This is a genomic window from Pirellulales bacterium (genome assembly GCA_036499395.1).
Taxonomy (GTDB): domain Bacteria; phylum Planctomycetota; class Planctomycetia; order Pirellulales; family JACPPG01; genus JACPPG01.
The window spans coordinates 1-25,198 of record DASYDW010000144.1 but is presented as its reverse complement, the minus strand read 5'-3'; the positions used below and the strand labels follow the sequence as shown (position 1 = coordinate 25,198).

The following is a 25,198-nucleotide window of genomic DNA, read 5'->3' as shown; positions in this document are numbered from 1 at the left end:
AGGCGTGACGCCAATTGCCGCGGCAGTCGATGCCACCACGCTTGGTGCCACGTCCAGCGCCGCGGCGATCTTCGATGTTGAGACGAGAGTTGCCATGTTCATTCCTCCTTGAGCGGTGTTGGATCAGTCTGCCTGCAGCGCGTCACGAATGGCGCCCACGTCGCTTTCCCGATAATGGTTGCGACCGTTTACGACCAACAACGGCTTGATGCCAGCCGATTCGGCAGCGGCAACGACTTCTCCTGGTCCGCGCTGTAGCAGCACGCAGATTCGGCCTACGGTCAAGACGGCTGTGGTTTCGGTTGCCATGGTCGTGATTCTCGTGTCGTTCCGAATCGCTATTCCGCTGTGCGGAATTAAGAAATTAAAAATCTGCATCGCCGTTGGACGGCTCGAACACCCCGATCCATTTGTGGCCACACTCGAGGCAGTCGATGTTCCGCTGTACGACGCCCTCGCCGCTATTCGTCTTGCGGTGGAATTTCAGGCGCTGGGATCCGCACGAACAAATCGGCACGGCGTAAAACGATCGGGTGAGAGTGTTGCGGGCCGCTCGAGATCGCTTTTTTGCGGGCGGCGCGCGCAGCATCTGCAACGCTTCGCTCAGGACGTCGTAGATGACTTGTTTGTCGGGCTGAAGGGTCATGCTTGGTCTTCGCTGCTGGCGTTGCTCCGCAGGCCGTGCCACCTAACGCTTACATCTTCATGACAACCGGGATGCCGTCCTTGTGGACGCCGTTCGGGCCGAACTCTTGGTCGACCAGCTTCCGGCATTCGCCAATCGCCTCCTCGAAAACGGTATAGGCCTCCGGCCCGAACCGCTTTCGAAGGCTTTCGGAGGCGCGCCGGAGGATTGTTGCCCAGCGCTCAAGAATTTCTCGAGCAGCGTCCCGAGGAAGTACTGCATGCATCCGCTCCGCGAGGTCAAGAGTCGCCAATTTTGCACGCGCCCGCCGGTAATCTTCTAAGGCCGGAGAATCGCCTCCGGCCAGCATTGCGTCCTCCTCCACCGTGTTGCGAGCGACGTGCCACTGGACCAGGTGCTTAGCGACATAAGTGCGCCCAGGCTCGCGCGGGGCGTCAGTGTCACGGAGCGCTCTCGGCGTGATGCCAAGGAGCCACGCCGCCGACTGTTGATTCAGCTCGGACATGACCTTTATTTGACCGTCGCTCGTCCGTTTCTTTGGCATGTCATTGATTCAAAAGAGGAAGGAACGGCCAGGAAATTACCTTTTGCGTGCGAAAGGCGCGAAAGGCAGGGTGGGAAACCTTCGCGCTTTTACCCGGGAAGGACCCATACGGTGCGAGCCCTTCCTTCGCGTCGGGCTCTCTCTCGAATCAGGCCGTCTCGTCACGCTGGCGCCAGCTGGGCCAGTCGCACCAAAGCTGCAGCGAACCATCCCGCAATCGGTCTGCGATTGGTGGCGTCAACTTGGTTTCAGCGTCGCGGGGAGTGCAAACATTGACACTCACCCATGTCGACCTGCCCGCGCGGTATCGGCCATCGATCACGGCGAACAGGCTGGCCGCGGAGAACTCGGTTAGCCGCTCACCGCTGAGCCCTCCGGGATCCGACAGGTACAAGACGCTCGGCGCCACCAGGGCCGCTACTAGCGAGTCTTCACCGCCGCTACGCATCGCAACGCGGAACTCGCGATTAAGGGAAGAGCCGTTTCGCCATACCACGTTGCGGCCGAAGCGCATGATCGAGACTCGGGCCATGGCCACCAATAGATGGTCTTTGCCAGCGCCAGTCGAACCGAAAAGCACGATCGATTGCCCTGCTGAAACACGGGCGGGAAGTTCGTCGGCATAGCGCAGCAGCCTATCGACCACAAGCCGTTGATCGGTTCCGTGCTTAATCTCGTAGTTGTCGAACGTCGCCGATGAATATCGCTCACCAACCGCTGCGAGCAGCCGGTCGAGGTATGGCCGGCGGACTGCCTCGGCCTGCTGCCGAATTGTCTCCGAATCTCCCACCTGGCTAGGCTTGTCAGAATCGCCCACGTTCATCTTTGCGGTCATTTCTTCCACCAACCACCACTGGTTTTGTTCTTGGTCTTGTTCTTGGTTTATTCTGGGTGTCACCGGCGGTAGTACTCGCCGCCGCGGGCGGTAGTACTGCTGACCGCCCCTGAAAGGATTCGTCGGCGGTAGTACTGTCACCGGCGGTAGTACTCGGAAGAGTGGCAGAGAGGCGGTAACAATTCGAATGATTCAAACCGCTTTGGGACCTCCGTGGCAGCCGTTCGACTAACTGTGCACGCTCGAGTGCCGCTAAAGAACGGCGAACGTGGGACGTTGACAGGCCGCCGCAGTCGCGGCAAATCGTCGCGATGGACGGCCAGCACTTCCCGGACCTGTCGGCGCGAAGCGCGAGTGCCGCGTACACAACGACTGCTGCCGGACCTAAGAGGACCGTCATAGCGATGACCTCTGACGGGACAGCAGCGAATTTTTCGGGTGGCCAGCTCACGCATTCGCGCTCCCCGACAGGAACCTCAAAAGCGAGTCGCGAGAGTAGACGTAGCGGCAGCCGACTTTTCGAGCGGAGATCTCGCCGCGGAGTCGGCAATCACGCAGTACGTGCGCTGCTACGCCGAGTAATGCCGCTGCCTGAGGCTCGGTATATCCAAGTTGATTGCCGAATTTTGCATCTTCAGCCTGGATTTCATGCAGCGTTGCGCGGACGGCGGCCGTAATTACGTGATGCAGATCTGCAATGTCAGAGGCGTCGAGTTTCACGGCTTGGCCTCCCTGCCGCGTTCACGGGCCGATTCAGCCCGTTCTGCAGCCCGGAGCAGCGTGCGTAGCGCAGCACGCTCGGCATCGACCTCTGAAAGCCGTCGCCGGAGTTCTGACGCAGAGAGGGATCGCAGCAGATCAGATGACTTGGAATCGCTCATGCCCGAATACTACGGGACGAGCGAAAACCGATCGTGGGCCAATGCTAGTCAGTTGCTGCCATTTGATGCCGAGCGTCGGCAATCGTCATTCGATATCCACCATTGCTTTTTCCTCCAGGCAATCGAATGTCGAGACCCGGATATTTCGAGCGCATTCTCTTTAGGACTTTCGGCGCGCCAGCTGGTAACGCCGACAATTTAGCGCAGCCGCGTTCGTAAATCATGGCGCGAACGACGTCGTCCTCCGTCATGCCGAGCGCAAGCACTTGTAATCCAATGCGGAGTTTACCATCGCCGAGATATGACGGGACGTCCTGGTTAGCTACGGCCGCATCTGCGCGTAGTAAGCCGCTCTCAGCTGTGAATCTGCGGAGCCCGTCAAGCGTTTCGAGGCAAACGTACTCGTCACGAGTTAGCCCCGCTTTTGCCGCCGCGTCTTCAATTAAGGGTTCGTCGGAAAGACTCGACCGGGACAGGTCAAAATAGGCATTGAAGACCTTCCGCTCGTGTGGGCCACCGACGAACTTCTTAAGAAAGGCCGTCATTTCAAGCCGATGCGGCCCATCATTGCCAGGCGGCATGGGGAACTTTACGCCTTTGGCGATCCGCTTAGGTCGCAAGTTGCTACCGACCGATTTAAGGCGGCGGCGAAAATCGGAGGGAATGCGCCGACTCGGATCGGGCGCCACGTTGGAACCATCCATGGCAGAAGTTCTCCATTTGCCGGGCACGCCCAGGCGCAGCCGGACCGAATGGAGAAACGATCCTGACGGCACCCAGGCTCCGCGTTCATGAGGCGCGGACCGGCGTTACATAGCCTACATCTGTCCCACAAAAACCGTCAACCACCGTTGCGACGAAGGCGTTGCATTTACAGTCCACCAACAGTCCACAGCAGTGCGAAGGCACCCTATGTCGCCCGTGTATCGAATGCGAGATTCATCGGGAGATCACGCATTCGCGTAGCGTGTCGTCGTGCGGAGTAGGGCTGCTTCACGACTTAAAATCCCGTATCGGGTAACCGGTGTGCGGGTTCGATCCCCGCCTCGGCCACTGAGTTACGTCGATTTATAGACCGTAAGAAAAGTCTGTTCCATGTCTATTTGATATCGCCGCACTCCAGAGGACTAAACGGACGCAATTGCCAACTCAGGCACATATACGTTCTGAGCCGCTGGCTTCAGCTTCCCAGCCAGACTGATATAACCCTGCGTTGTCGCGATGCTCTTATGTTGCATGCTGCTGTTGAACAGTATCCAGCATCGACCGCGTTGCAGGAGCATTATTGGACTGAGGCACGGAACAAATCACGAGCGACATTCTTTCGAGTCAAGAAGGCTTGGGATGAGCGACGCAGGAAGGAGGCACAATGACCGCTTGGGAAGTCACGGTTGAAGATATCAACGTTGTGCTGGCATTTCACGGCGTTTCGGTACCAGCGGAGCAGGTCTACGATTTGCTTGGCGAACTGGACGCTGATGCGATCATTGACGGTCTGCTGCACTACGACGATTTCGGCGATCAAGCCATGTTGGTCATACGCCGCAGCCGTCAGGGGAGATTTTGAATTTAGGGCACCGTCTGTCTTTGGATACGGGAGGCTGCGCGGGTGCGTGGTTGACGGCGTTGGATGTCGAGAGTGGGGAGGTGTGGCAGATGGATGAGAGGGGGCGAGTCAAAATGTCCGTAGATATCCTGACTGACGACCGCCGAAGGTCACACGGTCGTCAGTCAGAATGCTAGATCGAATCGTCGTTCAGAGAATTATCGAGCTATCTACGCCTATTTGCTGGAGTGCTCGTGAGCGTGCTTAGTGTGCTTGTGTGCAGCCTCACTGTGTTCGTGAGCGGCAACCGCATGCTCTTTTGCTTCTTTGTGTTCTCCCTTTTCGTGATGATGGACAGCTTCGCGGTGGTGGTGGGCAGCCGCTTCGTGATGCCCGGCTGCGTCGTGATGGTGTTGGCTGGCGGCGTGTTTGATGGGCATGTGATGCGTCCTTTCAAAAAACTTACTATCGGCAGGAGGTCGTTACGTTAATAGACCTCCGAAAAACACTTGTTGTGGCAAGCGTCGGTGCAATCAGTGCGGCTGGAGTCACGCGAACGGCCTACTTCGCTAAAAAAGCATCCGCAAAACCACGATCTTGCAAGTTCTTCAAGTTTTCGGGGGGGCGAGGGACATTCCCGATTCACTGATGCATGGGGCGGTTGTTGCGGAATTGCCAGCTTTCTTCTCCTCGCAATGAATCTGGTGAAGCACTTCTTCCCGGTGGATCGTCACTTCACGCGGGGCATCGAAGGCCAGCCTCACGCGACCCGCACGAACGTCAACGATCTCCAGAACGATGTTCGAGCCAATGACGATCTTTTCACCCAGTTTGCGGCTGAGGACCAGCATATATGCCTCCTCCGCCCCGTTTGGTTTTTCCAGTCTCCGTCACTCGCGGAGGCCGGCTGCGTTGCACAGTCAGTAACTAGCAGTCGCCTTCTTGTCGTCCATTTCGATGTGGCTTCGCTGCGACGACATCGATCCGATTCGTAATTCTCTCGACCCCTTGCACCTTGCGTGCCAATTCCTGTGCAACCTGCTTCAGGAAAAAACTTGCCGCCTCACCACGCAACGTCACTGCACCTTCCTGGCAGTCGCATTCAATGTCGTGCAGCACGGTGTACGGACTAGCTCGGAAACAACGGCGCAAGCGATGAGGGAGAGTCAATGACGCTCGACGGTGGATTGACACGACTTCCGTTGCCGCTGCCAACTTGGCAACACTTGGCACTCCTTCATCTGCCATGTTCGCAAATCCCACCTCGAATTGACACCCAATCGCAACACTTTAGTACAGGTGCAAACAAGGTGCCGTTCAATGGCAAGACTCAATCTGCGACAGTCGTTGGGCTGAAAAAGGAATATGGCAACTAGCACGGTCAAACGCTGTCGTACCAGGGTGTTGGAGTCGGCTAATGCGCACACGGTGCAAATGCATCATTTCGAACTTGCAAGGAATACGAGACTGCTTCCAGCGGCGAAACGCTGGCACATTTGAGCATCCCGTTAAGAACTTCGTGCGAAAGAATGCTCTGGGTGCGCGGCTTCGCTCACCTGTGCGGAGACGCATGGAGAGAACTGTCCTGATCTCGCGAACGTGCATTTTGCAAATGGAATCAAGGTGCTACGATTCGTACCCGCAAAATATTTCTGATGCTCAATAGCCGGCATCACGCAATGTCGTAGCGAGTTCCGTCAAGAGATGGACAACATGTGCTATGCAAAAAGAAGCGGTACGTTTACGCGATGCCTGAGCGATGTTCTCTGCACGATTTAGCCGATCCTTGCTAAAGGGGCTGGGACTTTGCGAACGCTCTCTGCCTTGAGGACTGCCAAGGAATGGTCAAATGAATCTACCCAGTGATCGCATGTGCCGAGCGGCGGAACACATCACGCGGTTGCAGGCACAAGTAAGAGAAGACGAAAAACGAATCGAACGTCTCGGTCAGATGATTCTTGAGAGAAAGGAACTTCTGGAGCATCTCTACGACTTCTTTTGAATTGCGAGGCGTGGATTAGTGGGATGCTGGTCTCGAAGCATTCGATGGATGGCCGACCGCAATAAGATGCGATACGCAGTCCAAGAGTGACGAGGACACCAATGGACAAAATGAATTTATACAACAAGTTGTGCGAGGTGTCGGACCACTGGCGTCCTCAGATAGTTGGCGAACTAAACGGCCAGCACGTTGCTGTGGTCAAACTGTTGGGCGAATCAGTCTGGTGTGAACATGAACTTGAAGACATATTTTTCCTGGTCGTCAAAGGACGATTTCGGATTGACTTTCGCGACCATTCCGTATCGCTTGAAGACGGGGACTTCCTCATTGTCCCATGCAAAGTCACGCATCGGCCGGTCGCAGAAACGGAAGTCCATGTGCTGCTGTTCGAACGCAAGCGTCGGATGCCGCACGTCCTGTGAGCGGTAATGAGGAACTACCGGGCGAGGCGGGGCGATCAAATTCGCACAAACAGTTCCGTTGTTCTCAAGAGAGCTAGGGGCACGGGGCCGGGCTCCGTCGCCTGCATGCAAGAGTCTCGAAAAAGGACCGGCCGGGCAAATCCGAATACCTTGGTGGACAGGTCGAAGAAATCAAAGAGGTAATTGCTCACCGATCTATGCGACGGCGGTGTCAACGTCGAAAGGGGCGGGATGAGAAAGTGGCGACGAAAGTCAGTCCTTGGGGGAGACCCGAAGGCCCGCATTTCGACGCCTGACCCGACTTGCTACGATTCGTCACCCTTTGAATCTCGAACGAGCAGGAGGCTCTCGATGCTCACTTTTCCGCTTGGCCGAAACGTTCTGATATGTGTGGCCGCTTCGATCTGTGCGGTGGTCGGCAATTCTGCCATTGCTGCGGATACTAAGATACTCTTTGACGTACCTGACACAATTGAATGCACCGACGCGACACCCGAGAAGTTTCGAGCGAACCATCCCAACCTCAAAGTTATCGAGGCAAAGCTGCGAATCTCCGCCCGCGTCTTAGAGGGTACGGAAAGCGACATCGTTGATTTTCTGTACATGATTACCAGTCCCGGTCTGCACATGAAAATCCAGGACTATCTCCCGAACACGACGCTCGAAAGCACCGTGCAGGGGGACCAAATGGAGATTGCGGACACGAGCGAATCCACCGGCACAACTACGGAAGACTGCCATGTCGGCTACAAGATTTTGAGTTTGGGCGGGACGGCGAATCAAGGGAACAAGAAAACTGAGTCGAGCAAGTACAAGGAGATCGCTCCCAAAGCGTTGGTCGTGGCGAGTGGAACAACCAACCGCGAACATGGCGTGTTTTTCAAACTTGAACCAGTAAGGGATGTATCTCTTGAGGGTGCGAAGACATTTACGTTTTTGGCCATCGTCCCTAAAGGATGGAGGGGTGATTGGTGCGTCGTGTCATGTGTTGCCCGAGCAAAAAAGCGATTCTTCTTTTCGGTGACAACTGCCGAAGCTGGAGTCGCGCAAGCACATGTCGGCATGTACCTATCCGGCGACCGCGAGGCTAATCTGACCGCTGATCAGCTTTGCGAGTTTCAAGAGGTGAATCAAAAACTGCTCGCAACGCCGTCGCCCCAGAACGGGTTGGTCGAAGCGATGCATGCAGCAACTAGTGCCGATCATTTGTTCGGAGACGGATGGCTGCAACATATCTTCACCGGTGAACCAAAGTCAGATGATTTGGGTCAACAGAGCGACAACCCACAAGACGTAACCAACATCGAGCAGAGAAAAGTGGAAGTCCAAAAAGAGATGTTTGACGTAGAAGACGCCCTGCGCCAGCTTTCTGGATCGGACATCTAACTGACACCTCAAAGCGCCTTTCGCTAAGATTGACACGCGCCAGTCAATCGGACGTCTTGATGTACGCGAACCGGGGTACGATCCGGCCATCAACTTCGACCGTTCCCAGAAACATTTGCTGCGGGCGCACCCAGAGTGCCCTGTCGCCGTACTCCGGACGGTAGACGACGAGCTCTTCCATCGTCTCGCTGTGTAGAGCAACGCCGAGGACAGTGTACTCGTTTCCTTTGAAGTGTCGGTACCGCCCTATGCGAATCTCTTGCATTGATCGATCTCTCGCGATGCTGCGGGGTTCTGCAGATTTTTCTTGATACAGCAAGCCAGCAGCTACGCTCGCATTACCAAGCTCGACGTGCCGACCATGACCGTCATGGCAAAGCGAACTATAGCTTCCACTTGGAAGCGATCAGCTTGACGGCTTCGCGGATGCGTTTCAGATCGACTTGGGCGCCGACCGCCTGATCATTCGGCGGCTCGGCACTGGATGCGTCCACGCCGTAGAGGTGGCGGATCACGGCGCTCCCGGTGGCCGCCCAGAGAAGAAGCTCCGCGTGCGGTTCTGTGTCGCGAACGAGTTTGCGTTTACGTAGGTAACTCGCCAGCGAATGGCAGGCTCCGGCGTACACCGTGTCGTAGACAGCACGGGCCATTGCCGGAGATCGCGACGCGGCCGCCAGGGTTACACGCTGATAGCCGACGGCGTCCCGCCAGCAGACCAACTCGACAAAACGACCACAGAAGAGGGTCACGGCCTCGATCGGTTCGGCGGCGTAGTCCGCAGGGCTGCGCAGCGTGCCGAGGAACTTCTCCTTGATGAACTCGACGACGGCGGCGAACAGTTCGTCCTTCGACTTAAAGTGGGCGTAGACCGTGGGTTTAGTCGTGCCCGCACGAATTGCGATACTCTCCATGCTGGCTTCGTCCATCCCTTTCTCCAGCATCTCAAGCTTGGCGGCCCAAATGATGCGCTCCCGCCGCTCAGAACGTGATAGGGACCGGTACTGCGGTTCGCCACAAGCCACATCAGCCTCAACTTAACTTGACGGTAAAGTAAAATAGGAATATCATGCCTTGCGTCACGAGTCAATCTTAGCAGGACGAACACTCCGAATGGGTAAACCCTGGCTCGTCGCGAACGACTCGGTGCAGCGGCGAAGCTTCCCAGGAACCTTCACCGAGTTCACCACCTGCTTTCGCTGAGGAGGATCCCGAGATGAGTACACTGCGCAGTGAATCTTCCGCCGCCGCTCCATGGCCTGGGCTGCGCATTTGGCCGGTAATCGTGCTGTTGGCATTGTTGGGAATCGCCAAGGCATCGACCTCATTAACTGAGGAATTCTCGTTCCGTCTGTTCATGTTCGCAGTCTTTGCGCCACTGGTCGTCGGCGTGGGCATCCTCTTGTGGTGGAGCCTTGCCAGCCGCGCGGCGTTCCGCGAACGATGGCTCGGCCCGCTCGGGGTGATCGTGGTCGGGGCGGTGGGCTATCTGCTTTCGGACCCGTCAATCAAAGGAATGGGTTTTATGTTTTACGTCATGCCGACGGGCGTAGCGGCCGTCGGCTTGGCGCTCCTCTGTTTCGGTCGGGCCCAGCCGGCGACACGCATCAGCGCCGCGGTGCTCGCCGCCGCGATGGGTTTCATGAGTTGGGATCTGATCCGCAACGACGGCATCTGGGGTGATTTCCGCACGTCACTGCATTGGCGATGGGAACCGACCGCCGAAGAGAGATTCCTGGCGAGCATTGAGGAAGATGGACCGCCAGCTTCGACTACCGAAGGCGAATCACTGTCCAGCGAGACGAATGAAGTTGTAGATTGGCCCGACTTTCGCGGACCGCGGCGCGATGGAAGTGTACCTGGCGTCGTGCTCGACACCGATTGGACTGCTCATCCGCCCAAGGAAATATGGCGCCGCAAGGTGGGGCCAGGCTGGTCATCGTTTGCCGTCGCGGGGCCCTCCATCTTCACTCAGGAGCAGCGCGGCGATATCGAGGTCGTGGCCTGTTACGACGCTGACACGGGCGCGCAGAAATGGATTCATGAGTCGCCCGCCCGATTCTGGGAATCTGTCGCTGGCGCAGGGCCTCGGGCGACGCCCACCCTTAAGGACGGGCGGCTATATGCGGTGGGTGCAACGGGTCTGGTGCATTGTTTGAATCCTGCGACGGGCGCCGTGATCTGGAAGCGTGACCTGGAGCAAGATGCTGAGCGGAAGCCGCTGGCCTGGGGTTACGCGTCGTCGCCACTGGTGATTGGCGATGTGGTGATCGTTTACGCGGGTGGGGCGGATGACAAAGGTGTGTTCGCGTACGACATCAAGTCGGGCGCGCCACGCTGGAAGGTAGCGGCAGGTGATCACAGCTACAGTTCGCCCCAACTGGCGACGGTTGCGGGGCACGACTGGGTGCTGATGCTCACAAACGCCGGCCTCAATGCGATTGACCCAGCCAACGGAACTAACGCGTGGACATACGAATGGAACTACAACGGCTATCGGACCCTTCAGCCCTTGGTCGTTGATGGGTCAGGCATTCTGATCGGCACGGGAATGGGGACTGGCACACGTCGCGTCGACGTAACGTCCAGCGATACAGTCCCGCAGTTCAAGGAAAGCTGGACGTCGTTGGAAATGAAGCCCGATTTCAACGACTACGTGGCCCACAAGGGGTTCCTGTACGGTTTCGATCACAATATCTTTGCTTGCGTCGACGTCGAAACGGGCAAACGCCTTTGGAAAAAGGGGCGGTACGGCAATGGACAAGTCTTACTGTTGCCCGACGCTGATCAGTTGCTGGTACTGACCGAGACGGGCGACGTCGTTGTGCTTCGCACAAATCCGAAGGAGTTAGAGGAGTTGGCTCACACGAAAGTCCTCAGCGACAAGACTTGGAACCATCCCGTGCTAGTTCGCAATCGGCTGTACGTTCGCAACGGGGAAGAGGCCGTGTGCCTGGAAGTGCCATTAATGGCGGCCGCGGCTCCGGCGCAATCGGCGTCGAAAGGGGATTAGTTCCGCGAGTGGGTCGTTAGTCCTGCTGGTTGCGGTGCAAGTCGTACTTCTCTGACGGCAAATGCGCTCTTTGCACGAGCGAGTTGTCATCGTCAGTGGCTTTTGCAATTCTGAAAGTGGAATTGCCCTTGCCGGGCGCGATCTTCCGACATCCCCGGGCTGCATTTAGAATCCTGTGTAGGACTGGCAGCGTCGGCCTTCGTGGGGTGTTCGTCGATTCCGTAGGCGGCAACGGACTTGTCGTTCATACGATTCGCTTGGCAAAATGATGCCAGCGCCTTCGAACGCCGTCCATCTTGGAAGTAGTCACAACCTTGAGTAACACGCTTTTTAGCTTTGGTGGACTCCATCAGGCTGTGCGCGATGCGTTGTTCGGCACTCGTAAGCCGACCGAGCGCCCGGCTTACGACGCAAGCGTTTCGTTGGACGAGAACATCCGCTTGCAGTTGGAATGGAAAACGGGCGCGGCGGTCGAGCTGATGACCCATGGTCGCGACGCTTTTATTTTCGAGCTGCATGAGCCCGCGGACCATATCGCTCGGGTTGCCATCAAGGGGGATGCGAATGCCCAGCTCGTGATGGACAAGGAGAAGGATTTCTCCGATTGGGTCCGGCGGGAGTTTCCCGACGAGATAAATCGCTTTGCGCTGGTCGAAAATCGCTACAAGATCTATTTGGACGATCCTCAGGGGCGCGACGTTCATGAAGAGCTCAAATCGAACAGAGGGAATTTGAGCCAGAACCTGGAAATGCTGACGCATTTCTCGCCGAAATTCATGGCGCGAGTCTGGTTGCGAATCCTCAAGCCGGTCGTGCTGGCGTATGGCAAGAGGAAGCTGATTCACGGCGATATCAAGCCGGACAATGTCCTTGTCGAGTTCACGGACGAGGGAGATTACGCCTTCCGGCTGGCAGACTGGGGCGGTCACTACGACCCTGTAAATCCGCGCCCTCCTTACGAGGGAACATTCATGTTTCAGACCAAGGAGACGCTGCAAACCGGCATACCAACTGCCCGTGACGATGTCCGTGGCCTGCAACTGACGTTCTTGGAAATCTGTGCCGGTGTATGCCTCCCTCAAGTGGCTGAAGCTTACCCGAGTGCCTTTGAGTGGATTTCGGTCAACGGGAAGGATATCGCGTGGCTAAAGCAAATTCCTGACCGTCTAAGTCGCAAGATTCCGGATCCGCTTGTGAAGATTCTGGACACTCCGTACGAGAATGTCCTGGAACTGCAGCGCGCCCTGACCGAAGTCCAGCTTTCGCTCGAAGATTGAGCGGCGCCGTCGGGATCTTGTTGGCGCATCGAACCCGAGGTCTGCCGATTCTCTGGCACGTGACGTCTTCCGAGGCCGATGGGCAGCACTTAGAATCCGGCTCCGGGTGACCGTTCGGTATGATGCCCGGCTGCGGATTCCTCTTTGCTGAGATTTCCGCGTGTATTGGTCACTTTAGTAAAAGACTGGGCGACTCTTTCGCCCTTACGATGCGCCTGCATTGGCAAGAGCTATTCAGATTCAAAGGACGATTTCGATGGCGACGTTCGCGGATTATCAGAACGAAATCTATTTCAACGGCCTGCGCGGGGTGCTGCCAAAGTTGCCAGTCGACATGGCGACGCTTGAGAAGATGGCAATGGCGGCCTGGCCGGAGACGATCGTTTCCTACGTGCAGGGGGGGTGCGGCGACGAGCGCACGCAGAGCCTTAACGTAACGGCGTTCGAACGGTGGGGACTGATTCCGCGGATGATGGTCGACGGCACGAAACGCGATCTGTCGATCACGCTGTTCGGGATGAAATTTCCCACGCCGATCTTTATGGCTCCGATCGGCGTCCTCGGAATCTGCTCGCAGGATGGGCATGGCGATCTGGCCGTGGCCCGGGCTGCGGCGAAAACCGGCGTGCCGATGGTGGCATCGACGTTGACTGTCGATCCGATGGAAAAGGTCGTGCCCGAGTTCGGCGCCACGCCCGGGTTCTTTCAGCTTTATACGCCGACCGATCAGGGCGTAGCCGAGAGCCTGGTGCATCGCGCCGAGGCCGCGGGATTCAAGGCGATCGTCGTGACGCTCGATACCTGGATCGCAGGCTGGCGTCCAAGAGATTTGAATCGTTCGAGCTTTCCGCAGTTGCGTGGCCATTGTTTGGCCAATTATTTTTCCGATCCCGTGTTCCGTTCTCGTCTCGCCAAGCCCATCGAAGAGGATCCCGTTACGGCCGTGGGCGTGTGGGCAAGCATTTTCGGAAAGGCGCTGACGTGGGACGACCTGCCCTGGCTGCGGTCGCTGACGAAACTGCCGATCGTTCTCAAGGGGATCTGTCATGCGGACGACGTTCGTCGGGCGATCGATGGGGGCGTTGACGGCATTTACTGTTCGACGCACGGAGGCCGGCAGGCAAACGGCGGCGTCGGTTGTTTGGAAATGCTGCCCGCCGTCGTCAAAGCCGCTGCGAACACGCCGGTGCTGTTTGACTCTGGTGTCCGCTCGGGAGCGGATATTGTGAAAGCGATCGCCCTGGGCGCGACCGCGGTCGGAATCGGCCGCCCGTATTCGTGGGGGCTTGCTGTCGATGGCACTGACGGAGTCGTTCACGTCTTGAGGTGTTTGTTAGCCGAAGCCGAGCTACTGATGGCGATTGACGGCTATCCAAAGCTGTCCGACTTGAGCACCGACGCCCTGATCCGGCTCTAGCAGTGCCAGCGTTCGAAGCCGGTTTGCCGTCGTTTTCGAGATCTGTCTATTCACGCTCGCGACTTTCGGTTATTAGCAATCGCGGGGAGAACCGCCGCGGCATTCGCCGCTTGCGCGTTTGGGCTAGCTTGTAGTCTGAGTTTGCGCGCCATCAGGTTCGGGCTTATACGCCTGGGCATATTCGATGGGCACCTATGCCGTATTGGGGTAGCGACATCGATCGTGAATTAGCAGAGTACGACCATCACCTTGCGCCGGCCAGTCGCAAGGTGAAGCTCCGCCGGAACGGGGCGCTTGCTGCGTCTCGACGAGCGTACGACACGCTTGCGCATCCGCACTTCTTGCTCAGGGAAGAATTTTCATGCGTTATCTGGCTGCGATGATTCTCTCGGTTCTTCTAACCGGCTCATATCTCGACGATGCAAACGCCGTGCTGATTGGCACAGGCACAGGGACAGGCAATACAACCGCGCCTGCTGACGATCCGGGCTTTGCCAATGTGGGCATCTGTGGCAGCGGTAGCGCCATCTATCTGGGCAATGGCTGGGTACTAACGGCGGCGCACGTTTACGACGGCAGCGGTGGCCTGCCGAGTCAGACCTGGTTCAACGGGACGTTCTATAACGTCGTACCGGGTTCCGGAATTCAACTCGAGAATCCGACGGGGGTAGCGCCCACCGAGTACACCGATTTGGAAATGTTCAGGCTGGCCACGACACCCAATCTGCCATCGCTAACGATCTCGGCGGCCCCCGCGACGGCGGGATGGCAAGTCGTTATGGTCGGTAATGGGCGTGATCGTGTGAACAACCAACTGGCCTATTGGACTCCTGCGTGGCTACCGTCATCGACGCCAACGGCGTTAGCCGGCGATATATGGGGAACGACCCAGGACATTCGCTGGGGGACGAATGTGATTGATGGGCCATCGACGGCACACGTGTTCGGCCTCGTTTCGGAAATGGCCTTCACGACGACGTTCGATCAACGCGGCACCGCCTTCGAAGCGCAGGGCACGCCCGGGGATTCCGGCGGCGCGGTTTTTCACAAAGATACCAAGACCGGCGCCTGGTCCCTGGCGGGAGTGATGTTCGAGACCACGGCCCTGGCGTCGCAGCCTTTTGGGATTTCTGTCTTTGGCAACTCGACCTACTCGGCCGATTTGTCGGCTTATCGCACCGAGATATCCCAGATCATGTCACCTCCGGGCGATGTGAACGGCGATGGCGTCGTCAACTTGCAAGACCTGGCAATCGTGGCAAGCAATTGGCTGAAAACGACCAAGGGCGGGGTCGCGCCCGCTGGCGATGTCAATCATGACGGCATCGTTAATGGGCAGGATCTGGCGATCATATCGAGCGCTGTGTCGCTCTCTCTGCAAGGGGCGGGGATGAGTGTCGCTGCTGTGCCCGAGCCTGACGGCTGGCTGCTGGCCCTCGCCGGGTTGGCCGCGCTTTGTTTTTGCGCTGTACGGAGACATCGCGACGTTCGGGCCTGAAAAGAACGAGCCCGAAGCGGGCGCTCGCGCGAGTTACATGCACTTAAACGGCTAGGTATTTGATGAATGGGTCGCCGAGGCTTCTGCCGCGGCGGTGCTCTGGGCTGCCTGGCCCGTCAGTACTTGCGAGCTTTGTCCGCGCAGCGAGGTAATCGCCGTCGGCGCACCAGCGCCATAGCCTTTCATAGGGTTGTACCAGAGGATTTCGCCGGTCAGCGGATCCAGGCAATACATATAACCATTTGTCGAGACGATCAGCCGGTCACCATCCAAGAGTAGCGAGACGTAACCCGAGTGCATTTGATTGTTTGACCAGACGATGTCACCGGTGTCCCGGTGTAATGCCACGGCATAACCATTCAGCCCAATGAAGATCAAATCGTCGATCGTCATTTGCGACTCCTTGATGTGTGTACGTGTTAGGGTGTGCTGGCGCGTTCGCATCAGTCGCGTCGGAATTTGCTTACGGCCAGAAGGCTTGCGTCAAGCGGTGTGGGTGTGGCTCGGCATCACCGCGATTCATAAAGACCGACGATGAGATAGAGCGCCACGAGGGTTCCCATGAGGGCCAGCAGGGCAGCGACGACGATACCAATCGACAATGGTTGAAATCGAAGTGGCTCGCCGCGGCTCAGGCGTTGCACGGTACGGTAATGCTTGGCGGCGGCACAAACATTGACAGCCACGCCCAATAGAACAAGTGCCGTGCCGACCCACAACGAAACGCTCAGCCGATGCTCAAGCGGATATTGGGAAGCATGATCCCCTTGCGCGGCGGCAATCTCGCGCAAAAAGAGCCCAAACCGCGCAACAACAAAGCCGAAACCCATCATCGCCAAGCCCGTGCGAATCCAGGCCAGCAGCGTTCGCTCGGCGGCGAATTGAGTACGCGGGTCATCACCGCTGGCACCGTGCTCGGAACTCAATTTCATTCTCCCTCGTGGTGGGTCTTCCTAGCCGTTGTACGAACAGGCCAGTACTTGGGCAACGAGTCGGTCAAGCGTTGGATCCCGCCATGCTAGCGTCACGGCACTGACAAAATTGCACGAAATTCGGCGAGTTGCAATTGCCTTGTAATCGACCTGCGCTTACCGTTCCGCGGATTTTCCATCGGAAGCTACGGCATTCGGTAAGGATGATCCCAAAGTATTTAGGATATTAAGCGTTAATCGCCCCTTTTGACGCGAGCCCTTTACCTCGGTTTCGCGGCGCTTTTTTATGAGCCTGCTTGTCGCACAACGAACCATATTGCCTGGGCACGCCACGGCGGGTACCGCAAAAAAACGCTCGCTCGATCTGCTCGTTGCGCTGTTTATTCTCGCTGTCTTCGCGGCCGAATTCCACAACTGCGTTTTTCGTTGCGACCACGATTTTCTCTGGCATCGTAACTTCGGCATTTCGTTCTTGAATGACCAGATGTACGTCGAGACGGGCCACCACTATCTGCCGGCGCGCGCCATGCTCGACGCGGCCACGGCGTGGATGCCCTACCGAGTCGATCGCGCGATCTGGTTTTTGGCGATGTGCGCCGCCGCGGGCTACTGCATCCGTTTCTGGTCGCTTGCGGTTAAGCCCACGAGCGAGAAATGGCTGGGGCCGGCTGTGATCGCATTCCTGGTCGCTGTTTCCTACATCCATCGGGACCTGGCCGAGTGTGGGCTGCAGATATTCTTGTTGTATCTGTTGACGCTGGCTTATTCCGCCTTGGTGCGCGGCCAGCCAGCGCGCTGCGGTATCTGGCTGGGCATTGCGGCGCAATACAAGGTGATGCCAGTCATCTTTTTGCCGTATCTGCTGTGGAAACGGCAAGTGAAGGCGGCCGTTTGCATGCTCGCAACGACGTGTTGCATCAGCTTGCTGCCTGGCGTTTATCTCGGTTTCCAAAAGAACTTGGAACTTCACGTCCAATGGCTGCGCACCACGACCGAGCGGCTGGCGATCGAGGACCCTTCGGAAAATGGCATCGAGCGCCCCGCACTGTGGAACCGGTCGTTGCCGCTGGCGCTGGCACGCCTCGTGCAGAAGTATCCGCCGGACCATCCGCTATTTGTACCCAGCCCCGGCGATTGGCGGATTGCGACGCTGGAACCGCGGGCGGCGAAGCGATTCGTGCAGATTTCCTTGCTAGGTCTTGCGGCGATACTGGCCTGGCGGTTTCGCCATCGCGCCGACATCACCCGCGGAACCTCGTCGTTCGCCGGCGAGTGGTCGATGGTCTGTATCCTGGTAGCCGAGCTTTCGCCGTTGTGCTGGTTACATCATCTGGTCTTGGCGCTGCCGGCGATTATGATATTCGCGCAGACGGCGGCCGCGGGGCGTGCCTATCGTTGGCAGTGGATTCTGGCTGGCGTGTCGGCGGCATTGATGCTACTCGTACATCGCGGTTTGCTCAATGAATCCGTGTGGGGCATCGTAAGCGCTGCTCATCCGCATACCGTGGCCTGTCTGTTGATCGGCGCCGTGTCCTTGTCACCAGGCCGGACCTCGCCGCAAGCGGCTGTGGCTTTTGCCCAAGTTCCCCAGCTCACTCTTGCCGCGGTCTGAGGACCGGCCGACCATAGGCGACGTCTTGCCGCGGATGGTCCGCGATTTGCTGCCACCGCGTAAGCAATCGTGCCGGTGGTATTTGACCACACGGGGGCTCCGTTTCGGCACGGCAAGGTGTACATCGTGCAGCAGAATCGTACAGCGACCTCGTTCGCCAGCGTATCGTTTGAGCCGGTCGGAGAAGTTTTTTCAATCAAAGCCGCAGGTTTTCAATTTCGCGGTTCCGTGACTTGCAGTGTCTGTCAAAGAACGTTTGTTGTAAGGTCGCCTAGCTTCAGTCGAGTAACCGCGGCCAGTCAGGCGGCAAAGTTGCTCGACGAGCATCGAGAAACCTGTATCGGGACAAGCAGCGGGGACGGCGTCTTTGGTCGAATCGCGACCAAGGTGGTTGATGGACATTCGACTTCGCTCATCCAAACGTTAGCCCCGCCTTCGTTATCTGTGCCTGCCGCCAAGGCAAAATCACCTCCGATGCCCCACATCGTGATTCGCGAAACGCCAACCTCTGAACGTGTCGTCACGTAACGCCCTTGCGCCGCTTACATCGGCCCAAACCGCCGTGGCCGTAAGACCTTTGCGCGATCTGGCTTCATCGGATGGGGCGCTTCTGAGCTGGGCCCAGGAGCCGGTCGCCTACGCGGCAATTGGAACTAAACCATCTCTCTGCAACAATGTGCTGGTTATCAACCAACCACATGGGCGGAGAACTGCGGATGGCTGAGCGACGCATCATTGTGTTCCAGGACCTCGCCGAGGTTATGCCTGAGGTCGAACGGCTCGTCGCGGGGCACTCGCCGGCCGGCAACTGGTCGCTTGCCCAGATCTGCCACCATCTCGGCACAACGATTCGCCTTACGGCGCGCCCGGTACCCGAGGCTGGCGTGCCAACCGCCCAACAGGCAACCTTGCGCGACGGTTTCTTTGGGTTGGGTGCGTTCCCAAATGGACGCGCCTCCCCTGCCCCGTTCGTGCCCCCGGAGGGATTGGACCTTGCCAAGGAAGCCGCGGCACTGGGAGACGCGATTAAACGATTCGCAACGGCGCAAGGGCCATTCCCGGCTCACCCGATGTTGGGGCCGCTGACAGGCGACCAGTGGCACCGCTTTCACACGATGCACGCTGCGCATCATCTAGGGTTCGTCGTTCCGGCCTGACGGCGGCCGACTGCGCACGGGTGACTCGCGAACATCTTGGTATCTGAATTGGCGACACGGCTTATGAATCTGGCGGGTGTCGTGCTGTGCGGTGGACGAAGTTCGCGCATGGGGCTCGCCAAGGCTAGTCTTCCGTTCGGAACGGAAACATTGCTGGTTCGCGTAGTGCGAATCGTTTCGCAGGTCGTAAAACCCGTGATCGTCGTGGCTGCCGAGGAGCAGCCGATGCCGGAATTCTCTCGGCAAGTCACGGTCGTGCGCGATCGGGACCCGCAGCGAGGACCGCTCGAAGGCTTGCGGGCCGGGCTCGAGGGGCTGGGATCGGTATGCGATACGGCCTTCGTTACCGGTTGCGACACACCGCTGCTAACGTCTGCGTTCATCGAGCGGATGGCCGCGCTGCTGGGCGAGCACCAGATTGCCGTCCCCTGGATCGACGGATTCGATCATCCACTAGCGGCCGTCTACCGAACGAGCGTGCTTCCGCACGTCGAAGCATTGCTGGCCGCCGATCGCCTACGGCCTGCGTATCTGTTCGAGCAAGTACCAACGCGGCGCGTGACGGCCGAAGAATTGCGCGACGTCGACCCGGGCCTGGCCTGCCTGCGCAACTTGAACGCCCCCGCGGATTACCTGGCGACGCTCGCCGAGGAAGGTCTCGAAGCGCCAACCGAGATACTTAGGGCGTTCGAATCGCGACCGGCGCATTGAAGCATTTTCGGATGCCTTATCGCTTCACGCACGGAACGCATTCGGTCTCGTGCAGATACTCGAGATCGACCGGGTAGTTGCCAAAGCGGATCGTGTAGAACTCGTCAAACCAGGCGGCGATGTCGCGCTCGGCGTCCTCGTCATATTCCGGTGACACATAGAGCGACTTGCCCGTCACCGGATCGCGCACGTCCCCCTCTTCAACCACGATTCTTCCGGCCTGGATGACGTAACGCGGCAGCTCGAACATCGTCTCGGGATTAGCATCGGGCGTGTAGATCGTGACGTCGGCATCGGCTCCCACGCCTAAGTGCCCCTTATTGGTCAGTCCGAGAATCTTTGCTGGCCCAGCGCGAGTAATGATGCAAATCTCGTTGAGCGTGTATTCCCGATCGAGATCCGCCAAAGCGCTGCGCTCGCGCACGGTCGGATGAACGGTCCGCAGCATATCTGCCCGATACGTCCGGTCCATCAACAGGCGAATGATCTGCGGATAAGCGAGAAATGCTGCGCCGTTCGGGTGATCGGTGCTCATCACGACACGCCATGGATCGTCGACCAGCAAATACCATTCGAGCCCAATGGCCCATTGCCAGGCGTTGATCAGGCTCTTGTTCTTGTACTCGATCGGGGCGATGCCGCAGCCGGCCTCCATCTCGGTATCGCTGCTAAACCATTTCGACTTGTAGACCTTGCTCAGGAAATAACCGAGCGGGCCGTCGCCCGTCATGCTAGTCGTCTTGCCAAACAGGACCTGTCCCACGTCGACCGTCAGGTTCGGATGTTCGTTGACGTATTGCGCCAACGCCACAACCTGCGAATCAAAAGTGGTCTCGTCCCCCTCCCCTCCCCCGTAACTGTGAAACTGGATGTGGGTCATGTGTCCCCGATGCCCTTCCAGGATGCGCATCGTTTCTAGGGTGGTGGTCCAATTGCCAGGCAGGCCCAGGTTGTTGGCATGCACATGGACGGCGTGCGGCAAGTGCAATTGGTCGACGGCTTGCGCCACGGTCTGAATGATCTGCCGCGGCGTGACATCGTAGGGAGCAACGACGTCGTCGAGCGCGCTAACATTGCCCGAGGCGCGACTTTTCCAGACTTCTACACCACCGGGATTCACCAGTTTCGCGCCGTACCCCTTTGCGGCCGATAGCAGCCAGGCAATAAACGCCTGGGCTCTTTCCTGCTCGCCCCGCTGGATGGCGCGCATGATGTAGTGGTTGTTCCCCATCAAAACGTAAAAGCCCTTGTCCAGACAGGGCGTGTCGGCGAACTCCTCGTGGGCGTGTCGGGCCGATAATGCGGGAATCGCGGCGTCGAAGGCGGTCGTATAACCCAACGCAGCGTACTTGTATCCGGTGGCGAACGTACTGGGGACGCTTCCCATCGTGCCGCTACGAGTGAGCGCCGTACGGCGCACCGGCGCGGCGCCGCGTTTTTCTTCGGGCCGCAGCTTGCGCGCCATATTCACTTTCGGTCCAGCGATATGGCAGTGCATATCGATTCCGCCCGGCATGACGACCAGTCCCCTGGCGTCGATCACGCGCGCTGGCCGAACGGTTGGATCGGTTGGCGCCGCCACAATCCGGCCCGCTTCGATCCAAATGTCACGAATCTGACCGTCGACGTTATTGGTCGGGTCGTAGACGGTGCCGCCAGAGATTTTCAATAATGACATGCAGGAGGCGGCTGGTTGAAGGCGGGTGGGAACGTAGTCGCCGGTTGGCGGCGTCGGTGGTGCGTGTCCTTCACCTTCGCCCGCGCGGGCTTTGTGGTCAAGAGGAGGTAATTCGCGCGAACCGCGAGGCTGCGGACGTCGTCTTGGGGGCAAGGCGATACGCTGTCGCAACAAACGGCATCGTGTCGGCGGTGATCTCTCAGAAATCAAACGAGAACAACCACAATGAGACAGGCCGAAATCGCCTGGTGCGAAATCGATGCGGCGCGTCGCTACTCCTTGAGCACGCTTGCGGATGTCGACGAGCGGGATTGGTTCCGTCAGCCCACCGAGGGGGTGACACACATAGCCTGGCAGGTCGGGCATTTAGCGGCCGCGCAGTATTCGTTGGGGCTCGTGCGGCTGCGTGGCGAAAGAGCCGGCGATGCGAGCTTTGTTCCGCCGGAGTTTCTGGCGCTCTTCATTCGCGGCTCGACGCCCGACCCCGATTCGGCCAAGAATCCACAGCCGTCACAAATCTTGGCAGCCCTCGAACGCGTCCACAACGAAGTTCGCGCTGAGATCTCTCGACACACGGACGAGCAGTTGCACGAAACACAACTCGGTAAGCCGCATCCGCTATTCAGCACGAAACTGGGCGGTCTGTTCTGGTGTGCTCGGCATGAAATGTTGCACGCCGGGCAAATCGGCTTGCTCAAGCGACTCTTCGGTCAGCCGGCCAAATGGTAAAAGCTTAGCGTCATTGGCCGGGGTAGCTTGGGACGCAGTCACTGCGCCTACGTCCTGCTGTCGACCTCACCTATCGTTGCTGAGCCGCGTTGGCCTTGTCGTCACTGTCGGCAGTGACCTCGAGGATTAGATAGAGTTGCTGATCGTTGTCACTGTCGTCAAAAGTCATACCGCCGACGAGAACGGGTTTGCCCAGCGGCAGACTCAGACTGGTTGCCAGCTGTTGCCCTTCGACGCTGATGCGGTCGACCTGGGCAGCCGGATCTTTCGTGTCGTTCGTTCCGCTCAGTTTCACGGCATCCAGACCGTTGTCCCATTCTGTCACGGAGCTGTGCAAATCGACCAGTGCTCGATCCTCTCCTGGCAGGATCAAGGGCGTGATTTGCAGGAGCGCGCCGACGTGCGGAGTGGTCAACGTCGCCTGGTAGCCAACTTCGCTGCCACCTACCACAGGGATTGCGCCTTGCAGTTTCGTTTCCAAACGGCCTGAGATCAAATGCACTGTCTGCCCGTTGATGCAAATAATAGTTCCTCGCGCGCGACGCGTTTCGGCCGCTAAGCCGGACAATCGCTCGCGCGAGATTTCATTGGTGCCTGCCGCTTTTTGCTCGTTTGACCCGCGCAAGGCGGCGGCGGCTGCCGAATCGAGCAGCACCCATTGAGCATCGATCGAAACCTGGCGCAGCGTGCCGATTTCGCGACGCAGGTCCCTGAGGAATTGCTCGAGCTTCGCATGGACAGCCGCCGTCTGTCTGATCCCGAGTGCACCGCCGATGAACTGAATCGAGCCTGGCCCGCCGTTGTCTTCCCACGTCTCGGGATCGATCAGACTGGTGATTGTGTTCTGGAGCGCTCCCCAAGTGATGCGCGGTGAAATCGAGGGACGAAGCACCGTGCCGCTGCGTGCAGGACCGCCGCCTATTTGTCCCAAGTGGCCGTCGGGCACCCGGAACATGCCACCACCCATTCCTCCGCCCGTGCCTCCCATGCCCCCTTGCATGCCACCACCACCTCCCATTCCGGCGCCACTTGTTATTGTCGCTCCGGCAGTCCCCGGTGCGGATTTCCCCAGGCCCGGAAGAAACGTTCCCTCGTACGGATAGTTCGGCACGGGCACCACGAGGTCGATGACCCGATAGACCTTGATTACCAGGGGCTGCTCCTCGTCGTCGTCCGCTCGGACGGTCCTAGTCAAGGTTGGAATCAGGCAAGCAGCCGCGATCGTGAGAATCCACTGTCCTCTGCCACATGCGCGCATCAGTAGTAACCTCTCGTATTAGTTGTTTCTGTGTTGCAGTTCAAGCTCAGCGGCGCGCACGCTCGCCACCAGGTAAATGTCCTCCCGAGCTTCATTCAAGACGGTCGCGGCCTGGGGCGTCCGATTCAGTAGCAGTGCCACTAGCGCCGGTTGCCGCAGGCGAGCGTCGTCGAGCGATGAAACAAGCGCACGAACGACTTCCGGATCGGACGACGTCCCCAACGCCAATGCTGCCGCATTCCTTAATGGCACGTTGGACGACCCGAGGTAGGCAATAATGACCGCGATCGGCGGTTGATCGGCATCTGCCAAAGCCGACAGTGCTTCGACTCTGCATTCTGGACGCGCGACGAACGCCAGGTAAATCCCGACGGACTCGTCGTTCCCGCGTGATACTAACTCCACCAGCAAGCGGCGCCGCAGCCCACGATCGGGCTCTCGCACCAGCCAGTTCACGACGTCCTGTAGCTCTCCTTGCCGCGCCAAGGACTCGACAGCCTGTGCGTGCGAGCGTAATGAGATCGATAATTCCCGCGCGTGTCGTATCGCGCCGGCCGTGTCGGCGATCAATCTGTCTGTATGCCGTTGAGCGCTCTTCCGCAGTTGCTGTTGGTATTGAATGGCGTTGGTCGTCAACCGACCGGTCCCCCGCGCAAGTTCCTCTGGTGTGATCAGCGCCGCCTCGGCAAGCAACGTGTTCCAATTCGCGCGAGCCTGTGCCGCTGCGGCTGACTTGCGTTTGGCAGTCGTCCTAGGAAATTCACGCTTCTGTCGAATCGAAATAGGCCTGGTCAGCACCACGCGCTCATAAAGAGTTGGCTCCCGTACAAGGGGCAATTGTGGTCCGACTCCCCTGCCCTGCCCCGCGATCGCCGAAGGCACAGCCCGTCCATCGTTGCCGGCACGGGCAAGTTCTCGCGCATGGGGAATCTGAACGTTGGGCACCCGATTGAGCCACCAGGAATTCCAGGAACCGACGATCAAAAGGCTCGCGGCCGCCGCCACGCCAAACGCTGTCAACAATTGTCGCCGCCTCCGGCTCGCTCGATTCAACTTCCGCCATCGGTCGCGCAGGCGAACGATCTGGTCAGTCGTTGGCTCAGGCCATCTTGCCTCGCTCAGCAGGCGGTCGAGCGCGGCGTCGCGATCATCGTGAGGGAAACGTTCGTTCATTGTGCTACTTTTCGGCGTTCTATTTCTCGGCAAAGCCCAGATAAGGCGCGAGCCGGAGTTTTAATCGAGTTCGCGCGGCGAACAGTGTGGCGTGTACATTTTGCTCCGTGATTTCAAGCAGCCTGGCAGTCTCGGCAATCGACAGGCCCTCGAATGCGACCAAGACCATGACCTCTCGCTGCCGCGGGGGGAGCCGCGAAACTTCGGCTGCCACGTGATCCGCCAACTCGCTGGCCGCGGCTGCTGTGGGGGGTGCGACCGTTTTTACGTCGGGCAAATCAAGTGCCGTGTCGTCGAGCGACGCCGTATCGAGCGACTGCTGCCGGAGCCGATCGCGAAATACGTTAATGTCCATGCGATGGGTCTAAATCCCTCGCCGTCAGGCGAACCCTTGAGGTTTTTCGGTTTGCTATGATCGGGTGATGGAAAAGTACCGGACTGGTTCGCATAGTCGCTTCGACCTGAAGTACCATTTCGTGTGGAT

Annotated in this window: 29 protein-coding genes; 13 read left to right on the top strand and 16 right to left on the bottom strand. The window is 58.4% G+C overall.

Features of this window, described 5'->3' with window-relative positions; translation table 11 throughout:
* Window positions 1-123 precede the first annotated feature (123 nt).
* From VGN12_30340 to VGN12_30315, 6 genes are all read right to left on the bottom strand, one after another.
* Window positions 124-309, bottom strand: coding sequence for a hypothetical protein (locus VGN12_30340; GenBank protein ID HEY4313779.1), 186 nt, complete (start codon window positions 307-309; stop codon window positions 124-126).
* Window positions 310-364: 55 nt separating this feature from the next.
* Complete coding sequence (locus tag VGN12_30335) at window positions 365-646, bottom strand: hypothetical protein (protein HEY4313778.1); 282 nt, start codon at window positions 644-646, stop codon at window positions 365-367.
* Between the two features lie 49 nt (window positions 647-695).
* Entirely contained in the window at window positions 696-1,151 is a 456-nt protein-coding gene (locus VGN12_30330) for a hypothetical protein (protein ID HEY4313777.1), read from the bottom strand.
* Window positions 1,152-1,338: 187 nt separating this feature from the next.
* Window positions 1,339-2,088 carry an ATP-binding protein gene (locus tag VGN12_30325; protein HEY4313776.1) on the bottom strand — a complete coding sequence of 250 codons (750 nt, stop codon included), beginning with the start codon at window positions 2,086-2,088 and terminating at the stop codon, window positions 1,339-1,341.
* A 384-nt stretch (window positions 2,089-2,472) separates the two neighbouring features.
* The gene (locus VGN12_30320) at window positions 2,473-2,745 is read right to left on the bottom strand and encodes a helix-turn-helix domain-containing protein (protein ID HEY4313775.1); all 273 of its coding nucleotides are present in this window, start codon (window positions 2,743-2,745) and stop codon (window positions 2,473-2,475) included.
* 205 nt (window positions 2,746-2,950) lie between these two features.
* Window positions 2,951-3,610 carry a hypothetical protein gene (locus tag VGN12_30315; protein ID HEY4313774.1) on the bottom strand — a complete coding sequence of 220 codons (660 nt, stop codon included), beginning with the start codon at window positions 3,608-3,610 and terminating at the stop codon, window positions 2,951-2,953.
* 665 nt (window positions 3,611-4,275) lie between these two features.
* Here VGN12_30315 and VGN12_30310 point away from each other — a divergent pair.
* Together VGN12_30310 and VGN12_30305 are read left to right on the top strand one after the other, a co-directional pair.
* Window positions 4,276-4,473: a hypothetical protein gene (locus VGN12_30310; GenBank protein HEY4313773.1), complete on the top strand. Its 198-nt coding sequence runs from the start codon at window positions 4,276-4,278 to the stop codon at window positions 4,471-4,473.
* Window positions 4,474-4,706: 233 nt separating this feature from the next.
* Window positions 4,707-4,943 carry a hypothetical protein gene (locus VGN12_30305; GenBank protein HEY4313772.1) on the top strand — a complete coding sequence of 79 codons (237 nt, stop codon included), beginning with the start codon at window positions 4,707-4,709 and terminating at the stop codon, window positions 4,941-4,943.
* Window positions 4,944-5,060: 117 nt separating this feature from the next.
* Here the strand turns inward: VGN12_30305 and csrA are convergent, their stop codons facing one another.
* Complete coding sequence (gene csrA, locus VGN12_30300) at window positions 5,061-5,303, bottom strand: carbon storage regulator CsrA (protein ID HEY4313771.1); 243 nt, start codon at window positions 5,301-5,303, stop codon at window positions 5,061-5,063.
* 76 nt (window positions 5,304-5,379) lie between these two features.
* Entirely contained in the window at window positions 5,380-5,700 is a 321-nt protein-coding gene (locus VGN12_30295; protein ID HEY4313770.1) for a BON domain-containing protein, read from the bottom strand.
* Window positions 5,701-6,301: 601 nt separating this feature from the next.
* Here VGN12_30295 and VGN12_30290 point away from each other — a divergent pair.
* From VGN12_30290 to VGN12_30280, 3 genes are all read left to right on the top strand, one after another.
* Entirely contained in the window at window positions 6,302-6,454 is a 153-nt protein-coding gene (locus VGN12_30290; protein ID HEY4313769.1) for a hypothetical protein, read from the top strand.
* 101 nt (window positions 6,455-6,555) lie between these two features.
* Window positions 6,556-6,876 carry a cupin domain-containing protein gene (locus tag VGN12_30285; GenBank protein HEY4313768.1) on the top strand — a complete coding sequence of 107 codons (321 nt, stop codon included), beginning with the start codon at window positions 6,556-6,558 and terminating at the stop codon, window positions 6,874-6,876.
* Window positions 6,877-7,227: 351 nt separating this feature from the next.
* Window positions 7,228-8,262, top strand: a complete 1,035-nt coding sequence (locus VGN12_30280; protein ID HEY4313767.1) for a hypothetical protein — start codon at window positions 7,228-7,230, stop codon at window positions 8,260-8,262.
* 43 nt (window positions 8,263-8,305) lie between these two features.
* On the opposite strand, the gene VGN12_30275 is transcribed toward VGN12_30280, so the two are convergent.
* Both VGN12_30275 and VGN12_30270 read right to left on the bottom strand, forming a co-directional pair.
* Complete coding sequence (locus VGN12_30275) at window positions 8,306-8,527, bottom strand: DUF1653 domain-containing protein (GenBank protein HEY4313766.1); 222 nt, start codon at window positions 8,525-8,527, stop codon at window positions 8,306-8,308.
* 118 nt (window positions 8,528-8,645) lie between these two features.
* Window positions 8,646-9,284, bottom strand: coding sequence for a TetR/AcrR family transcriptional regulator (locus VGN12_30270; protein HEY4313765.1), 639 nt, complete (start codon window positions 9,282-9,284; stop codon window positions 8,646-8,648).
* Between the two features lie 191 nt (window positions 9,285-9,475).
* On the opposite strand from VGN12_30270, the gene VGN12_30265 reads away from it, so the two are divergent.
* The 4 genes from VGN12_30265 to VGN12_30250 all read left to right on the top strand — a co-directional run bounded on the left by VGN12_30265 (window position 9,476) and on the right by VGN12_30250 (window position 15,464).
* Window positions 9,476-11,272, top strand: a complete 1,797-nt coding sequence (locus VGN12_30265; protein HEY4313764.1) for a PQQ-binding-like beta-propeller repeat protein — start codon at window positions 9,476-9,478, stop codon at window positions 11,270-11,272.
* A 314-nt stretch (window positions 11,273-11,586) separates the two neighbouring features.
* The gene (locus VGN12_30260; GenBank protein ID HEY4313763.1) at window positions 11,587-12,549 is read left to right on the top strand and encodes a hypothetical protein; all 963 of its coding nucleotides are present in this window, start codon (window positions 11,587-11,589) and stop codon (window positions 12,547-12,549) included.
* 256 nt (window positions 12,550-12,805) lie between these two features.
* A complete protein-coding gene (locus VGN12_30255) occupies window positions 12,806-13,966 on the top strand; it encodes an alpha-hydroxy-acid oxidizing protein (GenBank protein ID HEY4313762.1) in 1,161 nt (386 codons plus the stop codon).
* 361 nt (window positions 13,967-14,327) lie between these two features.
* Window positions 14,328-15,464, top strand: coding sequence for a dockerin type I domain-containing protein (locus VGN12_30250; GenBank protein ID HEY4313761.1), 1,137 nt, complete (start codon window positions 14,328-14,330; stop codon window positions 15,462-15,464).
* Window positions 15,465-15,515: 51 nt separating this feature from the next.
* Here VGN12_30250 and VGN12_30245 read toward each other — a convergent pair whose 3' ends face one another.
* Complete coding sequence (locus VGN12_30245; protein HEY4313760.1) at window positions 15,516-15,857, bottom strand: PQQ-binding-like beta-propeller repeat protein; 342 nt, start codon at window positions 15,855-15,857, stop codon at window positions 15,516-15,518.
* 116 nt (window positions 15,858-15,973) lie between these two features.
* A complete protein-coding gene (locus tag VGN12_30240) occupies window positions 15,974-16,396 on the bottom strand; it encodes a DUF202 domain-containing protein (protein HEY4313759.1) in 423 nt (140 codons plus the stop codon).
* A 286-nt stretch (window positions 16,397-16,682) separates the two neighbouring features.
* On the opposite strand from VGN12_30240, the gene VGN12_30235 reads away from it, so the two are divergent.
* The 3 genes from VGN12_30235 (at window position 16,683) to VGN12_30225 (ending at window position 19,876) form a co-directional block, all read left to right on the top strand.
* A complete protein-coding gene (locus VGN12_30235; protein ID HEY4313758.1) occupies window positions 16,683-18,008 on the top strand; it encodes a glycosyltransferase family 87 protein in 1,326 nt (441 codons plus the stop codon).
* A 716-nt stretch (window positions 18,009-18,724) separates the two neighbouring features.
* On the top strand, window positions 18,725-19,165 hold the full coding sequence (locus tag VGN12_30230) for a DUF1569 domain-containing protein (GenBank protein HEY4313757.1): 441 nt from the start codon (window positions 18,725-18,727) through the stop codon (window positions 19,163-19,165).
* A gap of 63 nt (window positions 19,166-19,228) precedes the next feature.
* The gene (locus tag VGN12_30225; GenBank protein ID HEY4313756.1) at window positions 19,229-19,876 is read left to right on the top strand and encodes a molybdenum cofactor guanylyltransferase; all 648 of its coding nucleotides are present in this window, start codon (window positions 19,229-19,231) and stop codon (window positions 19,874-19,876) included.
* Between the two features lie 16 nt (window positions 19,877-19,892).
* Here the strand turns inward: VGN12_30225 and VGN12_30220 are convergent, their stop codons facing one another.
* On the bottom strand, window positions 19,893-21,554 hold the full coding sequence (locus VGN12_30220) for a formylmethanofuran dehydrogenase subunit A (protein HEY4313755.1): 1,662 nt from the start codon (window positions 21,552-21,554) through the stop codon (window positions 19,893-19,895).
* A gap of 225 nt (window positions 21,555-21,779) precedes the next feature.
* On the opposite strand from VGN12_30220, the gene VGN12_30215 reads away from it, so the two are divergent.
* A complete protein-coding gene (locus tag VGN12_30215; protein HEY4313754.1) occupies window positions 21,780-22,283 on the top strand; it encodes a DinB family protein in 504 nt (167 codons plus the stop codon).
* 70 nt (window positions 22,284-22,353) lie between these two features.
* Here VGN12_30215 and VGN12_30210 read toward each other — a convergent pair whose 3' ends face one another.
* From VGN12_30210 to VGN12_30200, 3 genes are all read right to left on the bottom strand, one after another.
* Entirely contained in the window at window positions 22,354-23,478 is a 1,125-nt protein-coding gene (locus VGN12_30210; protein ID HEY4313753.1) for a hypothetical protein, read from the bottom strand.
* Between the two features lie 81 nt (window positions 23,479-23,559).
* A complete protein-coding gene (locus VGN12_30205) occupies window positions 23,560-24,714 on the bottom strand; it encodes a hypothetical protein (GenBank protein HEY4313752.1) in 1,155 nt (384 codons plus the stop codon).
* A gap of 19 nt (window positions 24,715-24,733) precedes the next feature.
* On the bottom strand, window positions 24,734-25,069 hold the full coding sequence (locus tag VGN12_30200) for an RNA polymerase sigma factor (protein HEY4313751.1): 336 nt from the start codon (window positions 25,067-25,069) through the stop codon (window positions 24,734-24,736).
* Between the last annotated feature and the right edge of the window lie 129 nt (window positions 25,070-25,198).

Excerpts from the sequence above, each read along its gene's own strand:
- VGN12_30330 (HEY4313777.1), bottom strand. The coding sequence starts at position 1,151 with ATGTCCGAGCTGAATCAACAGTCGGCGGCGTGGCTCCTTGGCATCACG.
- VGN12_30250 (HEY4313761.1), top strand. The coding sequence starts at position 14,328 with ATGCGTTATCTGGCTGCGATGATTCTCTCGGTTCTTCTAACCGGCTCA.
- VGN12_30215 (HEY4313754.1), top strand. The coding sequence starts at position 21,780 with ATGAGACAGGCCGAAATCGCCTGGTGCGAAATCGATGCGGCGCGTCGC.
- VGN12_30225 (HEY4313756.1), top strand. The coding sequence starts at position 19,229 with ATGAATCTGGCGGGTGTCGTGCTGTGCGGTGGACGAAGTTCGCGCATG.
- VGN12_30275 (HEY4313766.1), bottom strand. The coding sequence starts at position 8,527 with ATGCAAGAGATTCGCATAGGGCGGTACCGACACTTCAAAGGAAACGAG.
- VGN12_30240 (HEY4313759.1), bottom strand. The coding sequence starts at position 16,396 with ATGAAATTGAGTTCCGAGCACGGTGCCAGCGGTGATGACCCGCGTACT.
- VGN12_30310 (HEY4313773.1), top strand. The coding sequence starts at position 4,276 with ATGACCGCTTGGGAAGTCACGGTTGAAGATATCAACGTTGTGCTGGCA.
- VGN12_30235 (HEY4313758.1), top strand. The coding sequence starts at position 16,683 with ATGAGCCTGCTTGTCGCACAACGAACCATATTGCCTGGGCACGCCACG.
- VGN12_30255 (HEY4313762.1), top strand. The coding sequence starts at position 12,806 with ATGGCGACGTTCGCGGATTATCAGAACGAAATCTATTTCAACGGCCTG.
- VGN12_30265 (HEY4313764.1), top strand. The coding sequence starts at position 9,476 with ATGAGTACACTGCGCAGTGAATCTTCCGCCGCCGCTCCATGGCCTGGG.
- VGN12_30205 (HEY4313752.1), bottom strand. The coding sequence starts at position 24,714 with ATGAACGAACGTTTCCCTCACGATGATCGCGACGCCGCGCTCGACCGC.
- VGN12_30200 (HEY4313751.1), bottom strand. The coding sequence starts at position 25,069 with ATGGACATTAACGTATTTCGCGATCGGCTCCGGCAGCAGTCGCTCGAT.
- VGN12_30315 (HEY4313774.1), bottom strand. The coding sequence starts at position 3,610 with ATGGATGGTTCCAACGTGGCGCCCGATCCGAGTCGGCGCATTCCCTCC.
- VGN12_30335 (HEY4313778.1), bottom strand. The coding sequence starts at position 646 with ATGACCCTTCAGCCCGACAAACAAGTCATCTACGACGTCCTGAGCGAA.
- VGN12_30245 (HEY4313760.1), bottom strand. The coding sequence starts at position 15,857 with ATGACGATCGACGATTTGATCTTCATTGGGCTGAATGGTTATGCCGTG.
- VGN12_30290 (HEY4313769.1), top strand. The coding sequence starts at position 6,302 with ATGAATCTACCCAGTGATCGCATGTGCCGAGCGGCGGAACACATCACG.
- VGN12_30280 (HEY4313767.1), top strand. The coding sequence starts at position 7,228 with ATGCTCACTTTTCCGCTTGGCCGAAACGTTCTGATATGTGTGGCCGCT.
- VGN12_30230 (HEY4313757.1), top strand. The coding sequence starts at position 18,725 with ATGGCTGAGCGACGCATCATTGTGTTCCAGGACCTCGCCGAGGTTATG.
- VGN12_30285 (HEY4313768.1), top strand. The coding sequence starts at position 6,556 with ATGGACAAAATGAATTTATACAACAAGTTGTGCGAGGTGTCGGACCAC.
- VGN12_30340 (HEY4313779.1), bottom strand. The coding sequence starts at position 309 with ATGGCAACCGAAACCACAGCCGTCTTGACCGTAGGCCGAATCTGCGTG.
- VGN12_30220 (HEY4313755.1), bottom strand. The coding sequence starts at position 21,554 with ATGTCATTATTGAAAATCTCTGGCGGCACCGTCTACGACCCGACCAAT.
- csrA (HEY4313771.1), bottom strand. The coding sequence starts at position 5,303 with ATGCTGGTCCTCAGCCGCAAACTGGGTGAAAAGATCGTCATTGGCTCG.
- VGN12_30295 (HEY4313770.1), bottom strand. The coding sequence starts at position 5,700 with ATGGCAGATGAAGGAGTGCCAAGTGTTGCCAAGTTGGCAGCGGCAACG.